We start from the raw sequence: 5,668 nt of genomic DNA, 5'->3' as shown, positions 1-5,668 counted from the left end.
TATGGACTGCTTAGTGCTTTAATGCGTTGTCTAATAATGATTTGTGTTTTGTAAACTAAACTCAAGGTTTTGTAATACTAAACCTGCTTGTCCTGAACTCTCTTACATTCGCTGTTAAACTAAACGTTTAACAAAACCCAATGAGTCAGCAAAAGGGAGAAACAGAACCTGAGTTAAGTATAACTTCTGCTGAGGGAGCCGCAACAGAACCGGAGTTAAGTATAACTCCTGCTGAAACGGCGACAACAGAACTAGAGCAAAACACAACTAAACCCAAAGCCAAGGGAGGCCGGCCCCGTAAGGCCCCCGACACAGGGTTATGGGCGATTCGCGGGGTGGACTTAGAAACCCGGGCCATTGTCGAGAAGACCGCGCAGCGCGCCGGCAAGACCATCGGCCAGTTTGTGAACGAGGACATGCGCTCGTTCTGCCAAGGTCAGCTGACCCAATCGCAACTGCCGGCCAGCCCCCGCGACCTGCAGGTGCAGGTGGAGCAACTGACGCAGATGGTTGAGGGCATTGCATCCCGGTTAGCCGAGCCAGCGCGAAAGAGCCTTTGGCAGCGCGTTTTCGGCAAGTAGGCAGGTAAGCCCTACTTTTTGGTGGCCGCGTCGAACAGCGGCCCGTTTGCGGGCTTTTTAAGGCCCAGGATGGTGAGCAGGAGTCCCGACAAGGAATGAGCCTTGGCGTGCTTGCCGGTTTTCAGGTCGTGGGCGAACTTGTTGCAGGCCGCCACGTGCGCCGCGCTAGCCAGGATGGTGGCCACCAGTTCCGGCGTGGTGATGCTCAGCTGCGTGAGCAAGCGCCTGGCGTTCTCCACCTGGTGCGGGGCTAGGCCTGCCGGAGACACTGCACCTGGCTCCAAGTCGAAAGGAATAGTTTCAGCTAGAGCCTGTGGCTTCACTGTGAAAGTGATGTTTTTGAAGGTCTTCCCGCGTTTTTCCAGCGTGTAGCTGACATTCAGTTCAGTATGCTCATTGATTTGCTTAACGGCTACGTCCAGCACCTTTTCTCGCAACTGGCTGATTCGCTCCATCTTTTCATTGCCCTTTTCATCAAGTAGCCCAAGCATCTTTTTGAAGTCCTGCAGGTCATACTTCTTCGTTTCTCCCAGGTCTTTCCACTGGCTGCAGATTTGATAAATACGCTTAGCGTACTTGCTAGTGAGGCGGAGCGCAGCAGCTAGTTCATAGCTAGTGAAGTTGTTTTTGAGTTGAAATAAATAGGGTAAAACGTACTTGGTTAGGTCAAATTCGATGATTCCTTCCCCCTTGATGTAGCGGATTTGCTGGAACATCCATATCTGCCGGTACTCTTTGGCGTCTTCAACTTCCAGCATACGGGAGCCCATATCAGCTGTGGCTTTATGCAGGTAAGCCCCATTATATCGCTTGCCCGTCAGACTAGATAATTCTCTGATATCCAACTGATAGATAGTGTCTTTTTCATCTTTTCGCAGCTTAGAGATGATGAAGAAGAATAGGTCTAGCTGCAGCTCAGTGTATTCGTAGCGGGCATTTGTGAGGGCATTATGCTGACGGATTTCTAATTCTTGGTTCATCTAGACAAGCATGTGGCTGATTCGGATGCAATTATAACCATTAAACCACCATCTAAAACAAAAGTGGTTTTTAAAGGTGGTTGTAGATACACGAAAGGTGGTCGATAGGTACACGAAAGGTGGTTTGAAGTACACGAAAGGTGGTTTTTGCTACACGAAAGGTGGTTTGAAGTACACGAAAGGTGGTTTGAAGTGCTTGTAATGCTTTGATATTTAATAAGTTACGACCCCCTCAAATAGAACAAATACTTCAAATATCACAAGTTGTGTTTCGCGCGAGGAAAAAAGCTTTTAGGACGATGGATAACTCCGGCCGGAATACAGAAAGCAAACAAAACGGCCTAGAAGCCAGTGACTTGCGCGCATTCAATAAACACTATATAATTGGTAATCAATGGTATATGACGACTAATGTTGAGCTTATGTACCCTCTTGCACCCGGGAAAACTTTCGTCTCTGGGGCTGTGGGAAAGCGAGTCCTGAGCCGCGCCGGCACCAGGTGTAACCTAGTCGCACTAGCTGTCCGTAGGAGAAAGGCAAATAGTAATTTCCCTCTATGCGCTACACCTGCCAGCACTGCTCGACCGTTTACACTCCCCGCCGCAAAGGAGGCCGATTCTGTTCTACCAACTGCCGGGTAAGCGCCTGGGACAAGGCCCAAAAGTCGGAGGAAGCGCAGTGGTTGTACCAGGGCGAAGAGTACTACCTGGCCCGCAAAATCGACTTCTTAGGCGAGGAAGCGGGGAAGCTCTTGCCCCAGCTCGGCGATACCATTACCCCGGACCAGGTACAGCAGATACGGACGCTACTTGACCGGATGCAGTACGAACGGAGCAACTCGGTGGTGCAGCGTCTAGTGAAAGGAAGCCCGGTACCACCAGGAGGCACAAGCGTAAGCCGTTAGCGTAGATAAGCCCCTGATAGCGTAAAGTATAAGCGTAAACAATGCCCCATAATCGTAAGGCGCAAACGTAAGCAAGCGTAATGTTCAAGCGTTGTGTACTCACTAGACAATTTTGGGGAGCCTAAGCGCTGCGCTTTAGGCTCCCCAAAATTGTCTGTTCGGCCCTGCGGGCACTCGTTCTACCCGGTGGCCACCGGCACCCCCAGCCGGCCCGCTGGCCACCCTTTTCCCCTACCGCCCCGATGCCCTATGCCATCCTGCGCACGGCCAAACTCAAGACCGCCGGCAACCTCACTTCCCTGAACGAGCACCTGCAGCGGCTGCGGCCCACCCCCAACGCGGACGCCGAGCTAACCCCGCTCAACGTGCAGCTGGTCGGCAGCCAAGACCTAGCGGCCGACGTGCAGGCCCGCCTCGATGCGGCCGGCTGCACGGTGCGCAGCAACGCCGTGCTGGCGGTCGAGCACCTGATGACCTTCAGCCCCGAGTTTTTGGACATTCGCAAGGAGCCTGGCCAGTCGGGCAAGCCGGCTCAACTGGTTGGCTCGCCCGAGGACGGGGCCAAGCTGGCCGGTTTCCGGGACCGGGCAATGGAGTGGCTGAGCGAGCGCTACGGGAAGGAGAACGTGGTGAACGCCGTGCTGCACCTCGATGAGCAGACCCCGCACATCCACGCCACGGTCGTGCCCATCGACGCGGCCGGCAAGCTCAATTGCCGGGCAATGCTGGGTGACCGACAGAAGATGCGCGCCATGCAGACCAGCTTTGCCGCCCAGCTGGCTCCGCTCGGGCTGCAGCGCGGAGTGGAGGGCAGCCCCGCCCAGCACCAGGAAGTGAAGCGCTTCTATGGGCTGGTGAAGGAACTCAACCCGCAGTTGGAGCAGGAGGCGCAGCGCCAGGTGGCTCAGCAACGCATCCACCAGGCGGGGCAGCAGCATAGCCGCGGCGGTGGGGTAAGCATGTAAAAGGCTCTTTTACGGTCGTCGGGAACGTCCGAAATGGTCAGCTGGCAAAGTGAGACAAGCCTAAACTGAAATCTAAGTCTTGTCCATCAACTTGTTGCAGCATATTTTTCAATTCATCGGATACAAATACACTTGCTTCACCGAATCGAGCGATAGTAAGACCAGGTGGGGTAGTGTGAGTAACCTCGTCGGCCGAAGCATTGTGCTTGATAGTAGCTTCTAGATAATTGTCCCACACCCGCTTTCTAAGTTCGTCAGTGACAGTTACTGGGGTAAGCTGCAGCTGTATGCCAGCACTGCGTAAAGCTCCTTCGTATTTGCGGTCGAAGAGAATGTAGTCGTAGTTTGTCAATACGTCGGCTGGCTCGTCATATTCTATTACGCGAAACGTATAAGCTCCTGTTCGCCAGAGTCGCAACTTCGTGAGCTTGCGAGAGTCTACACACCAAAGCGCCATAAAAGTCTGGGTTGTTTTTGCTGGTTTAGAAACTGCGATAGGGCCAAAAGTAGATTTCATTCCTCTCTAATCGGAAAAGTACCACAATCCGGAAGAAGGGGCGGTGGGGGTAAAAACCACCACTTTTCCAAGGCGGTGGGCATAACGTGCATTATGTTAAGGGACGAAAACCAGACAAGCGAGGGGCTTTTTGCACTTCCCCACTGCCCCTAAAATCCTGTTTGCCCATCTTGAGATTTCATTACCCCTCGGAGTAATAATCTGCTATTCTCTTCTTAACAGCTTCCAAGCCGCCCTGTGCTTGCATCCACGCATCAACCGACTGCAATTCCCCAGTGCGCAGATTCAGCACCCGCATCGTGCCATTTGCGAGGACACAGTAGGCCCCTAATGTTACATTTAAGAATAAGTACCTGCCGTAAATAGGCAGGTACCGTTGAATGTTGGCCTTTTTTACACTGCCGCACGAGAAGGAAACGTGGGCCGTGTCGGGAGAAGTGGAGAAAGCTAAGTGTCCAATGGGCTTGCGGCCCTTATAAGCGAAGGCTTGAAAGTGTAGCGTATCCCAGTGAATAGTGGGCACCAAGTTGTCGCCCGGTTGATAGCGTAAAAATTGCTGAACTGGCAGGTACGCCATAGGAATAATACGAATGGCTCCTTGGCGGCGATACTGTTCTATGGAGTTAAATCCACCAGAATTAGCATACCCAAAGTTGAGCCATCCCTCCTGCTGGGTAATGACTTTCTCCACCAGTGCATAAGCTTTGTGTAGGTAGGATGGGGGTACACATGTGTCAGGTTGGATAGGCAGCATTGTGTAGCCTTGCTCACACTCCAGATTGCACCAAACGCTAGCCTTGTTCGAGCGGTAATCGACCACCGCGGCGGTAGGTTGCCCATAGAATATAGATAAAGAAAGAGCCAGGGCTAGCATGGAGAAGGAGAGAACTATCAAATGGTGATGCAAGTAGCCCTGTTTTTTTGACAAGAGTCGATAGTAAACGCTAGCAGTTCTAAAAATGCTGCTTTCCAAGGAATGAAACCAACAACGCCAAGTGAATGTAATTACATTGTACGTACATTTGCTGCCATGAACACGCGCCTGATTCGGGTGGGCAATTCCCAGGGGATTGTGCTGCCCAAGAAGTTACTGCAGCAGTATCACCTTACCGGCGAGGTGGACTTGCAGCCCACGCCCGAGGGCTTGCTCATTAAGCCCGTTGTGAAGCCCCGCCGCCAGGGTTGGGACGAGCGCTTCCAGCAGGCCATTGCCCAGGGCCAGGCCCCGGAGGGTGAACTGCTGGAGGGATTTTCGGACGAGGCCTTTGAGGAAACGGAATGGCAGTGGTAGCCGTGCAGCGCTTCGAGGTGTGGCTCATCAACCTCGACCCCACCCAGGGCAGCGAAATTAACAAGACCCGCCCCTGTGTGGTGCTCTCCCCTGACGAGATGAACCGCTACCTGCGCACGGTGACCATTGCCGCCCTGACCAGCACCCGGCGTGACTACCCTTCCCGGGTGGATTGCACCTTCCAGGGCAAAGAGGGCCAGGTCGCGCTCGACCACATCCGCTCCGTGGACAAAACCCGCTTGGTACGCCGCTTAGGCGTATTGCCCAAAGCCACTGCTCAGGAGGTATGTGACCGGCTACAGGAGATATTCCAGTACTGATACCCATTAGGGGAGTATGGACTGCTTAGTGCTTTAATGCGTTGTCTAATAATGATTTGTGTTTTGTAAACTAAACTCAAGGTTTTGTAATACTAAACCTGCTTGTCCTG

Annotated in this window: 8 protein-coding genes; 5 read left to right on the top strand and 3 right to left on the bottom strand. The window is 53.0% G+C overall.

The annotated features are described in order from the left end of the window. The first annotated feature begins 140 nt into the window (after window positions 1-140). Window positions 141-581, top strand: a complete 441-nt coding sequence (locus GGU46_RS21755) for a hypothetical protein (protein WP_183405619.1) — start codon at window positions 141-143, stop codon at window positions 579-581. Window positions 582-592: 11 nt separating this feature from the next. On the opposite strand, the gene GGU46_RS21750 is transcribed toward GGU46_RS21755, so the two are convergent. Further along, the gene (locus tag GGU46_RS21750; RefSeq protein ID WP_183405618.1) at window positions 593-1,561 is read right to left on the bottom strand and encodes a replication initiation protein; all 969 of its coding nucleotides are present in this window, start codon (window positions 1,559-1,561) and stop codon (window positions 593-595) included. Between the two features lie 556 nt (window positions 1,562-2,117). Between GGU46_RS21750 and GGU46_RS21745 the strand changes: the two genes are divergently transcribed. Both GGU46_RS21745 and mobV read left to right on the top strand, forming a co-directional pair. Beyond that, window positions 2,118-2,465 carry a hypothetical protein gene (locus tag GGU46_RS21745; protein ID WP_183405617.1) on the top strand — a complete coding sequence of 116 codons (348 nt, stop codon included), beginning with the start codon at window positions 2,118-2,120 and terminating at the stop codon, window positions 2,463-2,465. A 242-nt stretch (window positions 2,466-2,707) separates the two neighbouring features. Then, window positions 2,708-3,430 (top strand): MobV family relaxase, encoded by a 723-nt coding sequence (mobV, locus tag GGU46_RS21740; RefSeq protein WP_183405616.1) that lies wholly within the window; start codon window positions 2,708-2,710, stop codon window positions 3,428-3,430. 37 nt (window positions 3,431-3,467) lie between these two features. On the opposite strand, the gene GGU46_RS21735 is transcribed toward mobV, so the two are convergent. Next, window positions 3,468-3,947, bottom strand: coding sequence for a hypothetical protein (locus GGU46_RS21735; protein ID WP_183405615.1), 480 nt, complete (start codon window positions 3,945-3,947; stop codon window positions 3,468-3,470). Window positions 3,948-4,128: 181 nt separating this feature from the next. Beyond that, a complete protein-coding gene (locus GGU46_RS21730) occupies window positions 4,129-4,875 on the bottom strand; it encodes a hypothetical protein (RefSeq protein WP_183405614.1) in 747 nt (248 codons plus the stop codon). A gap of 102 nt (window positions 4,876-4,977) precedes the next feature. Between GGU46_RS21730 and GGU46_RS21725 the strand changes: the two genes are divergently transcribed. Then, the gene (locus GGU46_RS21725) at window positions 4,978-5,238 is read left to right on the top strand and encodes an AbrB/MazE/SpoVT family DNA-binding domain-containing protein (protein WP_183405613.1); all 261 of its coding nucleotides are present in this window, start codon (window positions 4,978-4,980) and stop codon (window positions 5,236-5,238) included. Then, window positions 5,226-5,558 carry a type II toxin-antitoxin system PemK/MazF family toxin gene (locus GGU46_RS21720; protein WP_183405612.1) on the top strand — a complete coding sequence of 111 codons (333 nt, stop codon included), beginning with the start codon at window positions 5,226-5,228 and terminating at the stop codon, window positions 5,556-5,558. Before GGU46_RS21725 ends, GGU46_RS21720 begins: the two co-directional genes overlap by 13 nt. Window positions 5,559-5,668 lie beyond the last annotated feature (110 nt).

The sequence above is a fragment of the Hymenobacter latericoloratus genome, from assembly GCF_014199535.1.
Classification (GTDB): domain Bacteria; phylum Bacteroidota; class Bacteroidia; order Cytophagales; family Hymenobacteraceae; genus Hymenobacter; species Hymenobacter latericoloratus.
The sequence above is the reverse complement of the archived record's forward strand: the minus strand, read 5'-3'. Positions and strand labels throughout refer to the sequence as shown.